The organism is Micromonospora sp. CA-263727 (genome assembly GCF_050942455.1).
GTDB lineage: Bacteria > Actinomycetota > Actinomycetes > Mycobacteriales > Micromonosporaceae > Micromonospora.
Genome location: NZ_CP192031.1, coordinates 2,616,623 through 2,632,986, shown reverse-complemented (window position 1 = coordinate 2,632,986; position 16,364 = coordinate 2,616,623). Strand labels below are relative to the sequence as shown.

The following is a 16,364-nucleotide window of genomic DNA, read 5'->3' as shown; positions in this document are numbered from 1 at the left end:
GTGCGTGAAGCGGCTGACCGGCGGTCACCACCGCATCGGCATAGAGTGCTGTACATGGCTTCGGGGACCGAGAAACTCGCCAACAGAGCCGACCGGATCAAGGCGCGGTACCTGGCCGCGGTCAACCGCAACGACATGGCCGAAGCTCTGCAGATCGGGGTCGACGACCTGCTACCCGTCTCGGAGGAGCTTGCCAACCGGGACGCGCAGTTCCTCAACCCACTAGGAATCACCCTGCGCAACCTCTCGGCGATCAGCCATCACCTGCGACGCCAGATCGCCCAGTTCTACTTCGCCCAACGCTCGCTTCACGTCGCCGTCGAGATCGAGCCGGCCGGGTACGCGCTCCATCATGGTCTGGAGGACATCGCCGGTGTCACCGCGACGATCGCCACGCAGATCGCCGGCAAGGGCGTGTCACGGGTCGGCCCCGCCGATCGGGATCTGCTGGTCCCGGCCGCGGCCATGATCCCACGGTCGATGGAGATCATGATGCAGCTCGACTCCAAGGCGTGGGCGGCGCAGCTACGACTCGCCGCGACCGCGCTGCGCAAGGCGGCGTGGACGCGTGAGCCGACGATGGTCGACTGCGAGACGCAGGCCATCGTGTGGCTGGCACGCATCTCCCGCGATATCGGCGAGCGGACCTTCGCCGTCGAAGAGATCCGCCGGGCCCTCCTGTTGTGGATCGACGAACTCGGTTCGACGAGCCGCTACTGGTCGAGGGAACTGGAGCAGACCTGGACGGTCGCAGCCGACGTTCTCGACTCCTTGCGCAAACGCGAGGCCGCAGCCGAGCTACGCGCCGCGATCGACCAGGCAGCCGCCCGACACGGTCGCACCGACCTCACGGGACTGGCAAACATCCTCGACGTCCGCCATCGGTACGAGGCCGCCGCGATCGCCCTCGAACGGGGTTGAGGTCCGCGCGGAAAGCACGCCTGTCACGGTCGACGGTTGGGCGACGGGCAACACTTTGCCATGCTCCTATCTCTCGATGATTGGCTGCACCAGCCTGGACATTCATCAGTGTGGCGTCCAGCTGGGTGAACGCCTGGAGCCCACCCTTTTCGCCGGAGCACGCCACGATTTAGAACAGTCAACGCATCTCCACGGCGAGAGCGATCAGCCAACCGGATCTGCCGTCGTACCGCGTGCGTTCATGCCGGCGTTGAGGCGTCGGCGGATTGACGCGCGGTTGTGTAGAGCGTGTCAGGCGGGCTCAGGTCGATCGGGTCGGGGCCGGTCAGCACGCCACCCTCCACGGGTAGGGTGTGTCCGGTGATCCATGCAGCGTCGTCGGAGCCAAGGAAGGCGACCGCTGCGGCGATGTCCTCTGGCTCGCCGACGCGGCCGAGCGGGTACATCGGCTTGAGCTTCTCCAGCGCGTCCGGTTGGGAGTCCCAATTCGGTGTCCGGACGGTGCCGGGGGCGACTACGTTGAAGCGCACGCCGAGCGGACCGTACCGGGCGGCGTAGTTCTGCGACATCGCGATCTGGCCGGCTTTCGCCGCGGCGTACTCCACGTTGCCGAAGGCCGCGATGCCGTTCACCGAGCTGATCGTGACGACGTTGCCGCGAGTCCTCACCAGGTGCGGGATGGCCGCCTGAATGCAACGGGCGGCGCTGACGAGGGTGAAGTCGAGCTGACGGTGCCAGTCCTCGGCGGTGGTTTCCTCGGGCATCGAGGCGACGATGCAGCCGCCCGCGTTGTTCACCACCAGGTCGAGTCGGCCAAACCGCCCGACCGCTGCGGCGACCGCGGCATCGACGTCGGCGCGTGAGGTGACATCGACCTTGACCCCGAGCGCCTGCTCCGCGCCGATCTCCTCGGCAAGCGCTGCGGCCGAGTCCTCCCGTAAATCCGTGACGACCACCGCAGCGCCCTCGGCGGCGACCCGCCGTACGACGGCCTGCCCGATGCCCTGTGCCGCCGCCGTGACGAGCGCGACCTTGCCCTCGAATCGCCGCATCACCACTCCTCCAGAATCTTTGCCGCCATTCTCCCCGCGACCCAGTCGCCGCGAGCATCGACCTGGCCCACTTCCGCATGGAGCTGAAGGAACCCCTGAAGCTGGCCCTGACCGCGCCCTCCTGGGCGTGCTACCCCGCCGCTGACCGCGGCCTGACGGGATCGGACATCATCAAGGCGTGGGTGACCTTCTGATCAATCTGCTGGCAAGTGTCATCGCCGGTACGGCCGTCTGGCTCGCGGGGTTCCTGTTACGCCGCCGCAAGCTGAACCGGGCACGCGCCTTCTTCGGCCTGACCGCCGGAGCGAGCTGCCTCCTGGTGGTGTCCCGGCACGCGTCGTCGCCGCGCGAATTCAGCGTCCACCGCCGCGACGTCGCCGCGCTGGTGGAGCTGGCGACCATCGCCCGGGAATGCGGCGCGCACGCGGACCGGGTCGGCGAGGACCAGCCGACCGGGGAGATCGGCCGGCTGACCGAGTTCTGCGTCGGCGGTCCCGGCGGTGCGAGTCCGCGCAGCGTCACGCACGTACGGGCGATCCTCCGTGGCGTGACGTACGAGGTCTTCGACGAGGAGAAACGTCGGAGATCGTTCATGGTCGGCGGCACCGAGTACGTCTTCAGCCCGGAGACCAGCTACGTCCTGCTCGCCCGGTTCTGGGGCCCGGTCGGTGGACGCCCGATCTTCTTCATCGGCGGCCTGACAGCGGGCAGCAACCTCGCCGCTGCCCGCTACCTGGCCAGGCACCACCCCGAACTCGCCCGCACCTACGGCGCCAACCGACCGTTCGCGCTGGTGCTGCGCATCATCGAGCCGGCCGCGTACGGCACCGACTTCACCGAGCTGGTCGCCGACGTGACCGACGTCGCGTTTCAGCCCGTCCCGCAGCCGGTCGAATAAGACAGCGCCCCCGGCCCCGACCGCCCCGCGCACGTCTCGGGCAAGGAAGGGTCCCTGTAGTGCGCCAGGCGTCAGCCGGGGACCCTTCCTTGCGACAAGCCCGCCCCCGACACCCCAGCCGCGCTCGCGTCGGTGAAGTAGGGTTCGGCTGCCTCCAGCCGAGGCACCTCCACCCCCAGCCTGCGCGCTTCCGCCAGCGTGTCGCGGCAGACCGCACGCAGTTCCTCGGGGTTGGCGTGAGCCGTCGTCACCCGGCGCATCGGCGGGAAACGGGCGAGCAGCCAGGCGAGTGCCGGTGCGGCCAGCCAGACGGGCGCGGTGAACGGCAGCAGGGCGGCCCGATGCCGCCGCAGATCGACGCCACGGGCCTCGACCAGCGGTAGCAGCTCGCGGATGGCAAGGATCGCCTCGCGTACGTCGCCGCGCGTCAGCGTGGACAGGGAACCCCGCCTCAGGCTCTGCGTGTGCAGACCCGCGTTCTGCACGAAATGGATTGCCAGCCAACCCCGGAAGTCGGGGTTCTCCTGGACCCTGAACCCTGCTCCGCGAAACACCTGGCGCACGGCCCGCTCCCGCTCGGTCGGCGGCCGGTCGAGCGTGCCGAGGAAGACCATGGGCAGCAGCGCCCCACGCAGCACACCGTCGTCGCCGAAACCGCCGCCAGCCCCGGGGAAGCCCCAGGCCACCTGCTCCGCGGGGAGATGTTCGATCGCGGTCAACGGCTCGACCCACAGGTTGTTGAAGACGAGCACCGTGGCCCCGCCCACGCGCGGCCCCAGGAAGGCCAAAGCCTCCGCGAAGCTGTAGTGCTGCACGCTCAGCACGATCAGGTCGAAGTCATGGTCCGGCTCCAGCGACTCGCGGTAGCGCACCGGCCACCTTTCGGCGACCCGCTTTCCCCAGGGCCGCCGTCGCGCGTCGAGCAGATCGACGTCGATGGCATCCCCGTACGCCGCCGCCCGCCCCGGCCGGACATAGAACTCGACGTGGTGCCCGGCCCGTTCCAGGGCCCACCCATAGGCTGCGCCGATCACGCCCCGGCCGAATATCAAGATCTTCACGAGCCACCTCGTACCCTATAATCGGAGATTATCTCCACTTTCAAAATATGGAGACAGTCTCCACTTGTCAACATGGGACCTCACGTGACCGACGCCAAGCCGCTACGCGCCGACGCCCGCCGCAACCGCGACGCCCTGATCGCCAAGGCCCGCGAACTCTTCGCCAACAACTGCTTCAACCTGCGCTTCGACGACTTCGCCAAGCTGGCCGGCGTCGGCACCGGCACGCTCTACCGCCACTTCCCCACCCGGGAAGCCCTGGCCGAAGCGGTCTACCGCGAAGAACTCGCCGCACTGTGCGACCGCGCCCGCGACCTGCACGCCACCCTCCCCGCCGACAAGGCGCTGGAGTCCTTCCTGCGCGGCTTCGTGGCCCACCTGCACGCCCATGAGGGCCTCGCCCGCACCCTCGCGACACTCATGGCCACCCGCTCGGACACCCTGGCCGAGGGCGCCCAGGCCCTGCACCAGGTGATCGCCGACCTCCTGGCCTCCGCCGCGGAGACCGGAACGATCCGCGACGACGTGAGCGCCGGCGCCGTCATGGTCGCCCTACAAGGCATCTGCGCGACCCACGACCACCCGAGCTACCGCACCAACGCCGACCAGGTCATCACCCTCCTCCTCGCCGGTCTCCGCCACACCGCACCATGAGTGACGCCCGCCCGGCACCCGCCCCTCGCTCAACCGCGGCGAACAATCCACCCGCCACCGCCCCGGCCGGGACCGCGAGCCAGCGACCTGCCGGCCGGAAAGCGCCACCGGGGGTACGCCTCACACCCACCCGCCCGGCTACCGCCAGCACACATACCGCAACCACCGGCGTCGGCAAGTGCGCATGGTCGATCGGCAAGGGTGTCGGCAAGCCGTTCCTGAAGCTCACCAACTACGCAACGTGACGACGGCGGGCGGCCCGACGGTTCGCGGATTTACCGATGAACGCGCGTGCTTCAGCGCGTGCAAGATCACGCTCGATCCATGATCGAGTGGCATCGAAGCCCCAAGATGACCACTCGACCCTGGATCCAGTGCGATCGACCGTCCACAATGTCCGGTCCACCAACGACATGGCCGCCTGTGTCGCCCGCTGGGCCGCATTCGCCTGCATCGAAGCACCGTAACTCAGCGTTGTCGGCGCATCAGCCGTAATTCGGCCGCCCCGGCGTCAGCAAACGAGAGCGGCGGCGGCCACACCCGGATCTGCCGCTTCCCGCGGCGCTATCGGCGCGAGTCCCTTCCAGCGAGCTTCATCGACCGCGGCACTGCTATCGGCGGAGCGCGTCGAGCGCCGCGTCGAAGTAATCCCTGAGCGGTGTGACGCCGCCGTCCTCGGTCCACGCCTCACCGGCGAGGTCGAGACAGGTGACGACGCAGCCGACGATGACCCTGGCACGCAGCGGATCTCCCGTACCCAGTCGCCGTTCCACCTCGGGCGCCAGATGCTCGTACCACTGAAGGTGTTTCTCGATGGTGCGTGCCCGCAGCGACGGCGTCCGGTACATCATCCGGGCGATCGCCAACAGGCGCTGCGTGTCGGGCGACTCCCCCGCCGAGGAGAAGATGGCGCCGCGCAGTGCCGCCCAGATCTCCTCGTCCTCGGGCCGACGCTCCAGCGCGGCCCGGAGCACCGCCCCCTCCGCCACGAAGTGGCCGAGTACGACGTCCTCCTTCGTACCGAAGTAGCGGAAGAAGGAGCGACGGGAGATTCCGGCGGCGGCGGCGATCTCGTCGATTGTGGTCTGCTCGAAGCCCTTGGTCAGGAAGAGATCCATCGCCACGGCGGTGATCTCGGCGTACGCCCGCTGCCGGGACCTCGCCCACAGCCCGGGCCGCGCCTCGTCCGCCGTCGTCATGTGCCCAGCCTATCGCTTCCGACACTCGAAGCCCGATTGGCACTCAATGCCAGATGGGCATATCATGACGCCATGGCTGCTTCTCTACCGCCGGTGGACTACTCCCGGCAGACGGTTATGGTCACGGGCGCGAGCGCCGGTATCGGGGCGGAGTTCGCCCGCCAACTCGCCCAGCGCGGCAGTGACCTCGTGCTGGTCGCCCGCCGCGCAGACCGACTCGACGCCCTCGCCAGGGAGTTGCGCGCCGGGCACGACATCACCGTGTCGACGCTGCCGCTGGACCTGACCCAGCGCGACGTCGGCGAACTGGTGCGACACGAGCTCGACACCCGGCAGATCGAGGTGACCAGTATCGTGAACAACGCCGGCTTCGCCAACCACGGCCCGTTCCACGAACTGGATCTGCCCCGCCTGACGTCGGAGATCGCGCTCAACGCCAGCAGCGTGGTGGAGATCTGCCACACCTTCCTGCCCCGGCTCCGCCAGCGCGGGGACGGCTTCCTCATCAACGTCGCCAGCATGGCCGCGTACCAGGCCAACCCGACCATGGCGGTCTACGGCGCCAGCAAGGCGTTCGTGCTCAGCTTCACCGAAGCCCTCTGGTACGAGGCGCGGGGCACCGGGCTGCGGGTGCTCGCGCTGTCGCCGGGGGCGACCCAGACCGAGTTCTTCGACGTCGCCGGGGCCAGCGCCGACGGCGGGTCGCAGCGGATGTCCGCCGGGACGGTAGTGGCTGCGGCCCTGGCTGGGCTGGACCGCCGCAACCCGCCGCCCAACGTCGTCGCCGGCCGGTCCAACAAGATCGCCCCCGTGGTGGGACGGCTCGTCGGCCGCCGCCGGATGACCGAACTGGTCGGCGCACGGATGACCCGTACTTCCGGCGTCGGGTGTGCCGTGGCCCAGCCGCATCGCCCTTGATGGCTAGCGCCAGCGCTTGACCAGACCGACGGCGCTCGACCGGGCCCGGCCGAGCGGCCCCGGGCCGAAGACGATGTCGCGCAGGCCCGCGGCGCTGTCCTCGGCCCGGACGCTGTAGCGCGGTTGCAGCCACGCGTTCGGTCGGGCCGGACGCCGGTCACTGGTGAAGACCCGGCGGTATCCGGCCGCCTTCAACCGCGACAGGACGGCCCGGTCGTACCGGCCGAGCGGGCAGGCGGCCTGGTCGATCGGTTCGCCGGTGAGTTCGGCGAGCTGGTCCCGGGCCGTGTGGAACTCCTCGGTGGCCTGGGCGGGGGTGAGGCCGCGCCATGGGCGGTGCCACATGCCGTGGCTGCCCACCGGCATGCCGTGCCGCCGTAGCTCCCGGACTCCGTCGGCGTCGATGCTGCCGGGTTCGCCCAGCCGGCCGGCGATGATGAAAAAGGTGGCGCTCACCTGCCGTTCGATCAGAGCGGGCAGCCCCACCTCAAGGTCCGAGGCGTTGCCGTCGTCGAAGCTGAGCCGCGCCTGCGGCCAGGAGATCACCTCGTCGAGGAGTTCGTGGAACCGGTCGACGGTCACCCAGTAGCGATCCTCACCCGGTTCCAGCTCCCGGCGCGGTGTGCCGATCCCGTGGAACAGAATGTTGATCACGCGGTGGTCGCTCATGCTTCTCCTGTGCGGAGGTCGGGGTCAGTACGCGCCGGAGCTGCGGACGACCGCGCCCAGCGTCCGGAGCAGGATCGTCAGGTCCATTGTCAACGACCAGTTTTCCACGTACGAAAGATCCAGTCTGATGGATTCTTCCCAGGACAGGTCGGAGCGACCGGAGACCTGCCACAACCCGGTGAGGCCGGGCTTGACGACCAGCCGCCGGCGCATGTCCGGCGGGTAGTTGGCGACCTCTCGGGCCAGCGGCGGCCGGGGCCCGACCAGCGACATGTCGCCCTTGATCACGTTGACCAGCTGCGGCAGCTCGTCCAGCGAGAACCGGCGCAGCCAGTGCCCGACCCGGGTCACCCGCGGGTCGTCGCGGATCTTGAACAGTCCACCGTCGTGCTCGTTGCGGTCCAGCAGCTCGGCGAGGCGGTCCTCGGCGTCGACGTACATGGTGCGGAACTTGTAGATGACGAAGAGGCGGCCGTTGCGGCCCACCCGCTCCTGCCGGAAGATCACCGGGCCGCCGGCGCCCGGCGTCAGCCGGACCAGCAGGGCGATCACCAGCAACAGCGGGGAGGCGAGGGTGAGCAGCAGCAGTGCCGACACCCGGTCGAAGAACCCCTTGAGCAACCGCCGGCCGCCCTTGAGCCGGGGATGCTCGACGTGCAGCATCGGCAGTCCGTCGACCGGACGGATGGTGGTGCGGTCGCCCGCCACGTCGACCAGGTTGCTGGCCACGATCAGGTCGACGTCGTCGCGCTCCAGTTGCCAGGCCAGCCGGCGCAGCGCGGCCCCGGCGATCTCCGGGCAGGAGAGCACCACGACGGTGTCCGCACCGGTCCGGCTGACCGCCGCCGCCACCTCCTCGAAGGTGCCGAGGACCGGCGGCAGTATGCCGGGGGCCCGCCGGGCCGCCGAGTCGGCCTGCTCGTACGGCAGGCAGGCGCCGACCACCCCGAGCCCGTGGTAACGCTCGCGGCGCAGCCGCTTGGCCATCTCGCCGACGGCATGTTCGTGCCCGACCAGGATCACGCGGTGTAACCGGTGGCCGCGGGCCCAGGAACGGTGCAGCCGCTGGCGGAGGAGGTACCGCAGCACGACACTGGCGACGACCATCAGCGGCATCGCGATGATGACGTAGCCCCGGGCGAGCCGGAACTCGAACACGAGCGCGACAATCGCCAACGTGGTGGTAAGCGCAAGACCGGATCGAACGACCCGGGCGTACTCGTCATTGCCGACAAAGAGATAACGCGTTTCGTACGCCCGGTTGAGCGTTAGCGCAATCAGCCAGGCGAACGGCAGCGCAATGGTGAGCCAGAGGTGCCCGCGGTTGTACGGCTCGGTCGTGTGTGCGCCGAATCGAAGGCCGAGGGCGGCGACCGCCGACACCAGGCCCACCAGCAGATCGGTCAGGCACAGGCTGGCGACGTACCGGGGCTGCCAGCCACTTCGCCTCGGCGCGGCGGTCTCCGACGGCGACGCCACCGACCCGGTGCCGGCGTCCACACGTTCGGTGACCGGCGCCAGTTCCACCGAATTCAAGTAGCCTCCATCGCTCGTCCACCGGCGATTCGCGGTGCGGCTGATCGCCTGGCTCCTGCTGTTCCGCCAGGCCGAACAATCGCGCCCGGCGGGGGTGTTTCCCCCGGCGGACGCGCGAGACAGGTCGAGGATGAGGATGGCCCCCCGGCTCCCGACGTGAGAATAGTTTGGTTTTCTCGGGCCCAGAAGATCAGTACGCCGTCAGCCGCTCACATGCAACCGACAGGGCGTGCGGCGGCTTCCGCGCGGTTGCCGTGATCCACCCGTCCAGACCTGACCGGCACGACTTTCGGATGGACCGGGAGAACGTCACGGTACGTGTTGGGCAACGAAGCGCGCCGGCTGCCGCCACGTCGGCAGTTCGGTGCCACCGTCCATGCCGCTGTCGCCGACGCGACCGGCTCGCGAGCCGCGCTCGCGTAGACTTCCGGACCCGTGAGGATTCTCGTCACCGGTGGGGCCGGTTTCATCGGTTCGGAATACGTCCGCATGCTCCTCGGCGCACCAGGCGGCAGCGCCGAAGGAGTGCCCGCCCTGGAACCCACCAAAGTGACCGTACTCGACGCCCTGACCTACTCCGGCAACCTCGCCAACCTCGCCCCCGTACGCCACGACCCCCGACTACAGTTCATCCACGGCAACATCTGCGACACCGCCCTAGTCAACGAAGTGGTCGCCGGCCACGACGTAATCGTGCACTTCGCCGCCGAATCACACGTCGACCGCTCCATCACCAAAGCCACCCCCTTCGTCACCACCAACATCCTCGGCACCCAAACCCTCCTCGACGCCGCCCTCCACCACCACATCAACCGCTTCGTCCACGTCTCCACCGACGAGGTCTACGGCTCCATCACCACCGGCTCCTGGACCGAAGACTGGCCACTCAACCCCAACTCCCCCTACGCCGCCACCAAAGCCAGCTCCGACCTCCTCGCCCTCGCCTACCACCGCACCCACAACCTCAACGTCGTCCTCACCCGCTGCTCCAACAACTACGGCCCATACCAATACCCCGAAAAAATCATCCCCCTCTTCATCACCAACCTCCTCGACGGCCACACCATCCCCCTCTACGGCGACGGCGGCAACATCCGCGACTGGCTCCACGTCCACGACCACTGCCGCGGCATCGCCCTCGCCCAACACAAAGGCCGCGCCGGCCACATCTACCACATCGGCGGCGGCACCGAACTCACCAACAAACAACTCACCACCCGACTCCTCAACGCCTGCAACGCCACCTGGGACCAAGTCACACCCGTCCCCGACCGCAAAGGCCACGACCGCCGCTACTCCCTCGACACCACCAAAACCCACCACGAACTCGGATACACACCCACCATCACCCTCGACCACGGCCTCACCGACACCATCCGCTGGTACCACAACAACCGCACCTGGTGGCAACCACTGAAAGCGGCCTCCGCACCGACCGGCTGAGCCGGACGCGGGGCCGGTCGCGCCGGGCGGGCCAGCAGGGCCGGCAGGCCGCGCGGGAGCAGGCTGACCCGCCGTCCGGAGCGCGCTGGCCCACCGGACAACAGATGCCGGTTTTGCCATAGATAGTGGCTTTAGCAGGGATATCGTCGCGGCGATGACCGTGCCCACGACACCGCCGACGTGAGGAAGCTCCTCGCCGCCACCCTCGGCATCCTCTCCGCGGTCGGCGGCTTCGTCGACATCGGTGACCTGGTCGCCGCCGGCCAGGCCGGCGCCCGGTTCGGCATGGCACACACCTGGGTGCTGCTGCTCGGTGTGGTCGCCATCTGCGCGTACGCCGAGATGGCCGGCCGGATCGCGGCGGTGACCGGGCGGGCGGTTTTTGACCTGATCCGGGAGCGGCTCGGGGCCCGGGTGGCGCTGCTCAACCTGATCGCGTCGTACCTGGTCACCGTGATCACCCTGGCCGCCGAACTGGGCGGGGTGGCGCTGGCGCTGCGGCTGGCCAGCGGCGTGCCGTACCTGCTCTGGATACCGGTCGCCGGGCTGGCGGTCTGGCTGGTCCTCTGGCGGATGCGGTTCCAGGTGATGGAGCGGGTCTTCGGGCTGGCCGGGCTTGCGCTGCTGGTCTTCGCCGTCGCGCTGTGGTGGCTGCCGACCGACTGGGCGGCGCTCGGGCGCGGCGTGGTGCTGCCGACGGAGGGCGGGCAGGGCTGGGGGACGTACTGGTTCTTCGCAGTGGCCCTCTTCGCCTCCACGGTCAGCCCCTACGAGGTCTTCTTCTTCTCCTCCGGCGGGGTGGAGGAACGCTGGAGCCCGGCCGACCTCGCCGACGCCCGGTTCAGCGTGCTGGTCGGGTTCCCGATCGGCGGGTTCCTCGCGCTGTCGCTGATCGCCACCGCGACCGTGGTGCTGCGCCCGGCCGGCGTGCCGGTCACCAGCCTCGACCAGGTCGCGCACCCGGTCGTGCTGGCCTTCGGCGCGGCCGGCCTGGCCATCGCGGCATTGGCCTTCTTCGCGGTCACCTTCGGGGCCGCGCTGGAGACCGGGCTCTCCGCCGCGTACGCCGCCGCACAGTACTTCGGCTGGCAGTGGGGCAAACGGGTCAGCCCCCGCGAGGCGGCCCGGTTCCACACCGTGCTGCTGGTCAGCGTGCTGCTCGGGGTGCTCCTGCTGCTCACCACGGTCGACCCGGTGACGCTCACCGAGTACATGCTGATCATCAGCGCGGTGGCGTTGCCGCTGACGTACCTGCCGATCCTGGTGGTGGCCAACGACCGCACCTATCTCGGCGACCGGGTCAACGGCCGCTGGCTCAACCTGCTCGGCGCGGTGATCCTGCTGGTCATCCTCGCGGCGGCGATCGCCGCCGTCCCGCTCGCCGTCGGCACGAGAATGGGGCAGTGAGAATCCAGGTGGGCCGCGAGCTGCTCGACCGCCAACTGGTCGACGCCGACGGGCGGCTGGTCGGCAAGGTCGACGACGTGGAGTTCGCGCTCGACGCGGACGGGGTGCCGTGCCTGCGGACGTTGCTCAGCGGGCCGGGCGCGCTCGGGTCGCGGGTCGGTGGCCGGCTCGGCCGGATGCTGGTGCTCACCGCCGAACGGTTCGTCACCGACCGACCGATGGCGCCGCTGCGCATTCCGTACGCGCTCGTCACCCGGGTCGACAGCGCGGTGTGGCTGCGGGTGCGGGCCGAGGAGCTGGGCATCTCGCCGGTGGAGGAGTGGCTGCGCCGCAACCTGATCGACCGGATCCCGGGAGCCGGCCGTGCGGGCGGGTGAGCTGCTGGGCCGGACCGCGTACGACGAGCAGGGCCGCCGGCTGGGCCGGGTGGTGGACCTGGTGGTACGCGGCCGGCCCGGCGGCCCGCTGCGGCTGACCGACCTGGTGGTGACCCGGCACTGGTACGGCCGGCTGAGCGGCCGGTTGATCGGCCCCGAACGCCATCCGTCCGGCCCGTGGGCGATCCGCGCGGTGGCCCGGTTGCTCGGTCGCAGCACGGTGCAGGTGCCCCTGCACCGGGTCCGGTTGGACCCACCGCTACCAGCCGGACCGGCACCGCCGCCGTCGGGTTGAGCGACGGTGCCGCCCGGTCGGTGGTGGCTCAGTCGGCGGTGCTGGTGAAGTTCGGTCGGCCGGCGCGCCGGAGGGGCCACAGGTGTGGGCCGCCGTGCAGACGCAGGGATGTTCCTGGGTGGTAGCCCTGTCGGGTGAGGTGGTTGCGGGCTGTGGTGGTGGTGACGATGGTGTCGGTCGGGTGGCCGGCGTTGGTCGGCGTGCTGGTGGTGGTGTGTGAGGAGTGCGCTGCCGGCACCCTGGCGGCGGGCGTCCGGCACGACGTGCGGGAGAGCGAGCCAGTGATGGCGGCCACGTCCCCAGGCCGTCCGGGCCGGCTCGGTGGTGCGGGGCGGCTCGGTGGTGTGGGGTGGATGGGTGGTGTGGTCGCGGGGGTGGTGGTCACAGTGACCGCCGCCGTGGTCTGGTGTGCGGGAATGGGGTCCGGCTGCCGTTGGTGTCCAGGGTGCCGCGCCACATGCGCCAGATGGTGGGCCCGTCGGTGGGGAGTGTGATCGTGGTGCCGGCGGTGTAGCCGTGGCGGAGGTAGAGGCGTCGGTTGTGCATGTTGGTGGCTTCGAGGTAGGCGGGTATGCCGAGGTGGTCGAGGTGGCGGTGGTGGTCGGTGAGTAGGGCGGTGCCGATGCCTTGGTGGTGGCGGGTGGGGTCGACGGCGAGGTAGGCGAGGTGGTGGTGGGGCTGGTCGGGGTGGTGGGTGTCGAGGAGTTGTTCCAGGAGGACGAGTTTCGGTGCGTAGGTTCCGGCGATGCGTTCGAGTGTGGTGAGTCGTCCTGGGGTGGGGGTGTGTTCGTGGTGGGGGTGCCAGATCGCTACGGCGGTCTGGTCGGTGGTGGTGTGGACGAGGCCGTGTTCGAGGCCGTGGTGGTAGGCGTCTTTGAAGTAGCGGTAGTAGATGGTGCGTCGGTCGTCGGGGTCGGGGATGAGCCAGTCGGCGAGGGGGCCGGGGTGGAAGGCTTCGGCGAGTACGGCGATCAGGGGTCCGGCGTCGGTGCGGGTGGCGGGTCGGACGGTGACGGTGTTGGTCACGGTTTCTCCCTGTGGTTAGGCGGGTTGGTGGAGGGTGTTGGGGGCGCGTAGCGGGCTGGTGTCGCTGTCCGCGCCGAGGCCGATCGCCGTGTAGACGGTGGGGTTGACGGTGCGGAGGAGCAGTGCCCATCCGATGCCGAGCAGTGCGGTGGTGGCGTAGGCGGCGGGGAACGCCCACCGCAGCGGCGAGTCGGGTGCGACGCCGAGGAGGGTGTCGAACTCGCGCAGGGTCACGGTGAGGATCCCGGCGAGCGCGACCGTCGCGGTGCCCGGCGCGACCAGTGACCGCCACGGCCCTTCGGTGTGGGTGACCCGGGCGAAGAAGCCGATCACGGCGGTAGAGGTGACCGTCATCAGGATCAGGACGCCGAGGCCGCCGGTGACGGTGATCCAGAAGAACAGGTGCACGATCGGGTCCGCCCCGGCCACCGCGTAGCCGACCAGCACCGCGAAAGCGAGCCCACTCTGGACGAGGGAGCCGACCTTCGGTGCCCCGGTACGCCGGCTGGTGCGGCCGAACACCGCCGGTAGGACCCGTTCGCGGCCGAGGGCGAACAGGTACCGGGCCACCGTGTGGTGGAACGACAGCAGGGCGGCGAACAGCGACGTGATGAACAGGACCCGGGCGAGGGTGATGACGCTGTCGGCCAGGTACGGGGACACCAGGTTGAAGATCAGGTCGGTGCCGTCGGCGCGAGCCGCCTCCACGATCCGGTCCGGGCCGGTGGCCACCGACATCGCCCACGCCGACAACCCGTAGAGCAGACCGGTCACCGCCACCGCGATGTAGGTGGCACGGGCGATCGTGCGCCGAGGATCCTTCGTCTCCTCGGAGAACACGACGGTGCCCTCGAAGCCGACGAAACCGGTGATCGCGGTGACCAGCGCCGCCCCGATGCCGGCGGCGAAGACGTGCGTCGGGGCGAGGGTGACGAAGCTGACCGTGCCGTCGGCCGGGTGGGTGACCATGACCGCGTCGAAGGTCAACGCGACCACGCACTCGGCGACCAGGACCACGGCGAGGACGCGGCCGTTGAGGTCGATCCGGGCGACCCCGAGCACCGCCACCACCGCCCACACGGCGAGGGCACAGACCCACCAGGTCAGCTGCCAACCGTAGCGGTCGCTCAGAAACTGGGCGGTGACCGCGCCGGCCCCACCGTAGAGGCCGATCTGCATCGCGTTGTAGGCCAGCAGCGCGACCATCGCCGCACCGACACCCGCCGGACGACCCAAACCCCGGGTGACGTAGGTGTAGAACGCGCCCGCGTTCACGATCCTGCGCGACATGGCCACGTAGCCCACCGCGAACAGCGCCAGCACGACGGCGACCACCAGATATGACACGGGAATGCCGGTGACCCCGGTGACCGCGTACCCGGTAGTCGCACCACCCGCCACGACGGTCAACGGCGCGGCGGCGGCGATGACGAAGAACACCACCGACGGAATACCAAGCCGCCCACGGGCAAGAACGGCGGAAACGGTGTCAGGTCTCGTGTGGGACATCACTTCTCTTTCCACGAAAAGGTGAAATGGGCTCAGGAGGTGCGGTGGCTCAGCACCGCACCACCGACAACGGCACCGAGATCGGCGAGCAGGTCCCGCAGCGGCGGGTGCGCCTGCTCGACCTGCTGACCGAGGAACGCGCGGGCCGCCAGCGGCGCACCATCGAGCAGGACCGAATCGAGCTGGGTGTGCACCGCCAACCCGGCGAGAGCCACGTCGAAAGCGTTCAGCCGCTGGTAGTTGCGTACCTGGAAGGAAAGCCGGGCCCACGACCAGGCGGCGGTGTTCATGTCGGTGGGCACGTAGACGGTCCGATGCCGCCACCACCGGCCCACCTGCTCCGGACGCAGCAGCCCGAGCTGCCACATCCGGGTCGCCACCTGCTCATAGGCGCTGGTGCCCAGGAACGCCAACCACGTCCGGGTCGCGGTATGACGAGGCTCGGCCACCAGACGATCCAGGACCAGATGCCGCAGCCAGTCCTGCGGCGGCACCACGTCGATCACCCGCACATGCCGGCCTTCGAACGTGACCCGCCCCTCCTGGTACAACTCGACCAGCAACGCGGCAGCCAACCCATGCGCCGTCGCGGACTCGAACAAACGCGGACGACCGGTCTGATCGTCATGCGCCAGATAGAAGAACTCGTCAGCAACACGCATCGTGTTCCGCGCGGCGGCGCTACCCACCGCCCGCACCGGCCGGCTCGGCACCGGATGCTCGTGCAGATGCGGCGCATACCCACCGGGTACGCCGGAAGGTGTGTCGTTCACCGTCGACTGGCCTTTCTCGGTCGAATCATCGAAAACAAACCCACCCGTCACGACTCCCGCCTTCCCCCACGCAGCGCGGCGACCGCGACCCGCACCTCCATGCACGGCGGATGCCGATCGACATGCGGGTACGCGCACTCCGGCCGATGCCCCAGCACCCACACCCACTCGTCGTCCCGATTCGGCAGATCCCGCACACCCGCCACCACGACGGCGACCGGAGTGCCCGGAATCAGATCCCGCCCGTACGACCAGTCACCCGCCTCCAGCCGCAGCAGGGTCCCCGCCGCGACCTCCGGCAACGGCAGCGGCGACCTATACACGACCCCACCCCAGACCCCCAGCGCGTCGATCATGAGGTTGGCGGTTCGGGTGAGCGCTTGCCAACCGGCCAACCTCATGATCAACGGCGGGTCCGGCGATGGGCGCGGGCGTCGGGGCGAGGCCGAACGGACGGTACGGGTGATCGGCGTCGACCGGCACGAACCACTTGACGCGCACTGCCATCACCTTCCTGTTAGGGATGCGCGGCCAGGTCCTTCCCGACACCGACCGCGCACCCGACCATGGAGTGCGGGAACCGCTCCGATCGGGGGAAGCGGCACAGTCCCCGCACCCGGCTCGTG

Annotated in this window: 18 protein-coding genes; 8 read left to right on the top strand and 10 right to left on the bottom strand. The window is 69.6% G+C overall.

Translation table 11 applies throughout. The annotated features are described in order from the left end of the window. Positions 1 to 54 precede the first annotated feature (54 nt). Complete coding sequence (locus ACQPYA_RS11920) at positions 55 to 921, top strand: hypothetical protein (RefSeq protein WP_433532665.1); 867 nt, start codon at positions 55 to 57, stop codon at positions 919 to 921. Between the two features lie 239 nt (positions 922 to 1,160). Here the strand turns inward: ACQPYA_RS11920 and ACQPYA_RS11915 are convergent, their stop codons facing one another. Next, positions 1,161 to 1,973 carry an SDR family NAD(P)-dependent oxidoreductase gene (locus ACQPYA_RS11915; protein WP_433532664.1) on the bottom strand — a complete coding sequence of 271 codons (813 nt, stop codon included), beginning with the start codon at positions 1,971 to 1,973 and terminating at the stop codon, positions 1,161 to 1,163. A 178-nt stretch (positions 1,974 to 2,151) separates the two neighbouring features. On the opposite strand from ACQPYA_RS11915, the gene ACQPYA_RS11910 reads away from it, so the two are divergent. Then, entirely contained in the window at positions 2,152 to 2,871 is a 720-nt protein-coding gene (locus ACQPYA_RS11910; protein ID WP_433532663.1) for a hypothetical protein, read from the top strand. Between the two features lie 71 nt (positions 2,872 to 2,942). Here the strand turns inward: ACQPYA_RS11910 and ACQPYA_RS11905 are convergent, their stop codons facing one another. Next, positions 2,943 to 3,905 (bottom strand): 2-dehydropantoate 2-reductase N-terminal domain-containing protein, encoded by a 963-nt coding sequence (locus tag ACQPYA_RS11905; RefSeq protein ID WP_433532662.1) that lies wholly within the window; start codon positions 3,903 to 3,905, stop codon positions 2,943 to 2,945. 99 nt (positions 3,906 to 4,004) lie between these two features. Between ACQPYA_RS11905 and ACQPYA_RS11900 the strand changes: the two genes are divergently transcribed. After that, positions 4,005 to 4,586: a TetR/AcrR family transcriptional regulator gene (locus ACQPYA_RS11900; protein WP_433532661.1), complete on the top strand. Its 582-nt coding sequence runs from the start codon at positions 4,005 to 4,007 to the stop codon at positions 4,584 to 4,586. 611 nt (positions 4,587 to 5,197) lie between these two features. Here ACQPYA_RS11900 and ACQPYA_RS11895 read toward each other — a convergent pair. Continuing rightward, on the bottom strand, positions 5,198 to 5,785 hold the full coding sequence (locus tag ACQPYA_RS11895) for a TetR/AcrR family transcriptional regulator (protein WP_433532660.1): 588 nt from the start codon (positions 5,783 to 5,785) through the stop codon (positions 5,198 to 5,200). Positions 5,786 to 5,857: 72 nt separating this feature from the next. On the opposite strand from ACQPYA_RS11895, the gene ACQPYA_RS11890 reads away from it, so the two are divergent. After that, the gene (locus tag ACQPYA_RS11890; protein ID WP_433532659.1) at positions 5,858 to 6,703 is read left to right on the top strand and encodes an SDR family NAD(P)-dependent oxidoreductase; all 846 of its coding nucleotides are present in this window, start codon (positions 5,858 to 5,860) and stop codon (positions 6,701 to 6,703) included. 3 nt (positions 6,704 to 6,706) lie between these two features. Here the strand turns inward: ACQPYA_RS11890 and ACQPYA_RS11885 are convergent, their stop codons facing one another. Further along, positions 6,707 to 7,372, bottom strand: coding sequence for a polysaccharide deacetylase family protein (locus tag ACQPYA_RS11885; RefSeq protein ID WP_433532658.1), 666 nt, complete (start codon positions 7,370 to 7,372; stop codon positions 6,707 to 6,709). A 24-nt stretch (positions 7,373 to 7,396) separates the two neighbouring features. Beyond that, positions 7,397 to 8,899 carry a sugar transferase gene (locus ACQPYA_RS11880; RefSeq protein ID WP_433533477.1) on the bottom strand — a complete coding sequence of 501 codons (1,503 nt, stop codon included), beginning with the start codon at positions 8,897 to 8,899 and terminating at the stop codon, positions 7,397 to 7,399. 444 nt (positions 8,900 to 9,343) lie between these two features. On the opposite strand from ACQPYA_RS11880, the gene rfbB reads away from it, so the two are divergent. The 4 genes from rfbB (at position 9,344) to ACQPYA_RS11860 (ending at position 12,430) form a co-directional block, all read left to right on the top strand. Further along, positions 9,344 to 10,351, top strand: a complete 1,008-nt coding sequence (gene rfbB, locus ACQPYA_RS11875) for a dTDP-glucose 4,6-dehydratase (RefSeq protein WP_433532657.1) — start codon at positions 9,344 to 9,346, stop codon at positions 10,349 to 10,351. Between the two features lie 180 nt (positions 10,352 to 10,531). After that, positions 10,532 to 11,758 carry an NRAMP family divalent metal transporter gene (locus ACQPYA_RS11870; RefSeq protein ID WP_433532656.1) on the top strand — a complete coding sequence of 409 codons (1,227 nt, stop codon included), beginning with the start codon at positions 10,532 to 10,534 and terminating at the stop codon, positions 11,756 to 11,758. Continuing rightward, positions 11,755 to 12,135, top strand: a complete 381-nt coding sequence (locus ACQPYA_RS11865; RefSeq protein ID WP_433532655.1) for a hypothetical protein — start codon at positions 11,755 to 11,757, stop codon at positions 12,133 to 12,135. The genes ACQPYA_RS11870 and ACQPYA_RS11865 overlap by 4 nt, the downstream gene beginning before the upstream one ends. Beyond that, positions 12,122 to 12,430, top strand: coding sequence for a PRC-barrel domain-containing protein (locus ACQPYA_RS11860; RefSeq protein WP_433532654.1), 309 nt, complete (start codon positions 12,122 to 12,124; stop codon positions 12,428 to 12,430). Before ACQPYA_RS11865 ends, ACQPYA_RS11860 begins: the two co-directional genes overlap by 14 nt. 28 nt (positions 12,431 to 12,458) lie before the next feature. On the opposite strand, the gene ACQPYA_RS11855 is transcribed toward ACQPYA_RS11860, so the two are convergent. From ACQPYA_RS11855 to ACQPYA_RS11835, 5 genes are all read right to left on the bottom strand, one after another. Next, entirely contained in the window at positions 12,459 to 12,725 is a 267-nt protein-coding gene (locus ACQPYA_RS11855) for a hypothetical protein (RefSeq protein ID WP_433532653.1), read from the bottom strand. A gap of 86 nt (positions 12,726 to 12,811) precedes the next feature. Continuing rightward, positions 12,812 to 13,456, bottom strand: a complete 645-nt coding sequence (locus tag ACQPYA_RS11850; RefSeq protein WP_433528383.1) for a GNAT family N-acetyltransferase — start codon at positions 13,454 to 13,456, stop codon at positions 12,812 to 12,814. Between the two features lie 15 nt (positions 13,457 to 13,471). Continuing rightward, positions 13,472 to 14,965, bottom strand: a complete 1,494-nt coding sequence (locus ACQPYA_RS11845; RefSeq protein ID WP_433528382.1) for an APC family permease — start codon at positions 14,963 to 14,965, stop codon at positions 13,472 to 13,474. A gap of 32 nt (positions 14,966 to 14,997) precedes the next feature. Continuing rightward, complete coding sequence (locus ACQPYA_RS11840) at positions 14,998 to 15,738, bottom strand: GOLPH3/VPS74 family protein (protein ID WP_433528381.1); 741 nt, start codon at positions 15,736 to 15,738, stop codon at positions 14,998 to 15,000. 47 nt (positions 15,739 to 15,785) lie between these two features. Next, a complete protein-coding gene (locus ACQPYA_RS11835; protein ID WP_433528380.1) occupies positions 15,786 to 16,094 on the bottom strand; it encodes a hypothetical protein in 309 nt (102 codons plus the stop codon). Between the last annotated feature and the right edge of the window lie 270 nt (positions 16,095 to 16,364).

Bases quoted from the DNA above. Each gene is read 5' to 3' on its own strand.
- ACQPYA_RS11920 (WP_433532665.1), top strand. From the start codon at position 55: ATGGCTTCGGGGACCGAGAAACTCGCCAACAGAGCCGACCGGATCAAG.
- ACQPYA_RS11890 (WP_433532659.1), top strand. From the start codon at position 5,858: ATGGCTGCTTCTCTACCGCCGGTGGACTACTCCCGGCAGACGGTTATG.
- ACQPYA_RS11885 (WP_433532658.1), bottom strand. From the start codon at position 7,372: ATGAGCGACCACCGCGTGATCAACATTCTGTTCCACGGGATCGGCACA.
- ACQPYA_RS11900 (WP_433532661.1), top strand. From the start codon at position 4,005: ATGGGACCTCACGTGACCGACGCCAAGCCGCTACGCGCCGACGCCCGC.
- ACQPYA_RS11835 (WP_433528380.1), bottom strand. From the start codon at position 16,094: ATGATCGACGCGCTGGGGGTCTGGGGTGGGGTCGTGTATAGGTCGCCG.
- ACQPYA_RS11845 (WP_433528382.1), bottom strand. From the start codon at position 14,965: ATGTCCCACACGAGACCTGACACCGTTTCCGCCGTTCTTGCCCGTGGG.
- ACQPYA_RS11915 (WP_433532664.1), bottom strand. From the start codon at position 1,973: ATGCGGCGATTCGAGGGCAAGGTCGCGCTCGTCACGGCGGCGGCACAG.
- ACQPYA_RS11895 (WP_433532660.1), bottom strand. From the start codon at position 5,785: ATGACGACGGCGGACGAGGCGCGGCCCGGGCTGTGGGCGAGGTCCCGG.